This is a genomic window from Desulfovibrio sp. 1188_IL3213, from assembly GCF_036763145.1.
Classification (GTDB): Bacteria; Desulfobacterota; Desulfovibrionia; order Desulfovibrionales; family Desulfovibrionaceae; genus Desulfovibrio.
In genome coordinates this window covers 1-1,981 of the sequence record NZ_JBAIYR010000410.1, presented here as the reverse complement: position 1 = coordinate 1,981, position 1,981 = coordinate 1, and the positions used below count along the sequence as shown (strand labels likewise).

At 56.7% G+C, this 1,981-nt stretch carries 2 protein-coding genes; both read left to right on the top strand.

Going from position 1 to position 1,981, the window contains the following annotated elements; all coding sequences use genetic code 11:
- The first annotated feature begins 387 nt into the window (after positions 1-387).
- Positions 388-828 carry a universal stress protein gene (locus V6C16_RS12030; protein ID WP_333534575.1) on the top strand — a complete coding sequence of 147 codons (441 nt, stop codon included), beginning with the start codon at positions 388-390 and terminating at the stop codon, positions 826-828.
- A gap of 332 nt (positions 829-1,160) precedes the next feature.
- Positions 1,161-1,981: pyridoxal phosphate-dependent aminotransferase (locus V6C16_RS12025; RefSeq protein ID WP_333543309.1), on the top strand; the 821-nt coding region annotated here is incomplete at its 3' end.

Here is a 1,981-nt window from a genome sequence, read left to right as displayed (position 1 = left end):
TGCTCCCTGCCCGGCGGGCCTGTGGGCCGCACCGGCGGACTGCTCCTGCTGGCGCAGCAGGGCTGCCAGTTGTTCGTTATTGATCTTCATGTCGCCTCCAGGGTTGGCGTTCCGCATTTTGTCGCATTTTATGCAAAAACACTGCCAAGGCTCTTTCAGCCGTAACTGGCCGTTTTTGCGGCATGCCCCTGCACGGGAAGAGGAAATTTTTTCCGCACACCAAACATATGCCCTGCGAAATGTCTTGTCTATTGCTGTAAAAAAACCTAAAATTTCACAAAGATCACCACCAGCAGTCCTAAAACCGTCGCACGGCGGCAAAACGTGGTTGTGGAAACTGTACCTTTACTAACCCTAGCATCCTCCCACGGGGAACAGGAGCTTGCCATGAAGGAAATCAAAAAGATTCTTTGTGCGGTAGACCTCTCCGAACACAGCAAGGATGTGGCCGAATATGCAGTTCTGCTTGCAAAAGGATTCAACGCAAGCGTTGTAGTTGTTTATACCGCGCCTTCGCTGAGCCAGTATGTGGGCTTTCATGTGCCCCCCAACACCATTGAGAACTTTGTGGGCGAAATAGTGTCCGGCGCAGAAAAATCCATGGAATCTTTCGTAGCCGAAAATTTCGCCGGGGTCGAATCCACAGGCAAGGTTCTCATCGGCTACGCCGCTGAAGAAATCCTGGCCCACGCGCATGAGGAAAAAGTGGACGTCATTGTTATGGGAACCCACGGACGCAAGGGCATTGACCGCATTCTTTTTGGCTCCGTAGCCGAAAAGGTGGTAAAAAACGCCGACATGCCCGTGCTGACAGTGCGCCCCAGCTAGGCAGCCCAAGCCTTTACCCGCCTTCACGCAGAAGGCGTGGACAAAAGGCAGTGCTGCGCACCCCTGCCGCAGAATGTCACACCCGGGCCGCGTCTCCATCAGGGAGCGCGGCCCGAAACAGAAATACGGGCCGCCTTGTTTTTGGTCCCATAAGATCCGCCAGGCAGAAAGGCGGATTTTTACCGGAAAAGCCCCAGGCCAGACAGCAAGGCACACAAAAAGCATGAACGGATACAGCGGCAGTCTTGCCCGGATTTCACACATTATCCCCAATGCTCTTCAGCCCCAAACGCTTGTTGCCGGTCAGTCCCGCAGCCGGTAATGGAGAAAGCATGTTTCAGATCAGCGTGCGGCAGGAAATTCTTGCCCTCAAAGCCTATGTTCCCGGCCTGTCCATTGCGGAAATCCAGCAAAAATACGGCCTCGCCCAGGTCATCAAAATGGCCAGCAATGAAAACCCTCTGGGTATGCCCCCTCTGGCGGTGGAAGCTGTGCGCCGTCATGCCGACATGGGTTTTCGCTATCCGCAGGGCGGCAACCCCCGCCTGGTGGAAGCGCTGGCCCGCAGGCACGGCCTTGAGCCTGCCCGCGTGGTCGTGGGCAACGGCTCGGACGAGATCATCGACCTGCTTATCCGCATCATGGCCGAGCCGGGTGTACACAATATTGTGTGTTTTGAGCCATGCTTCAGCATTTACCCCATTCAGGGACGCATCGGCGGCGTTGAGGTGCGGCGACAGCCCCTTAACGATGATTTTTCCTTTGACTTCAATGCGCTGCTCTCACATGTGGACGGCAACACACGCCTTGTGTTCGTGACCACGCCGGACAATCCCTCGGGGTACTGCCCCCCGCGTGAGGCCGTGGCCCAACTGGCCCGCCGTCTGGCGGACATCGCGCCCCGCTGCCTGCTGATTGTGGACGAGGCCTATATGGATTTTGCGGAAAACGAGCAGGAAACATCCCTGCTGGCCGGTGGCATTTTGCCCGAAAACACGGTTTTTCTGCGCACTTTTTCCAAAAGCTTCGGTCTGGCCGGTCTGCGCGTGGGCTACGGCATTCTGCCGCAGGGGCTGGCCGACTTCTGGTGGCGGGCGCGGCTGCCTTTTTCCGTCAACATTCTGGCAGAAGAGGCTGCTCTGGCTGCGCTTGA

Coding starts and splice junctions, on each gene's coding strand:
- V6C16_RS12030 (WP_333534575.1), top strand. CDS start 388: ATGAAGGAAATCAAAAAGATTCTTTGTGCGGTAGACCTCTCCGAACAC.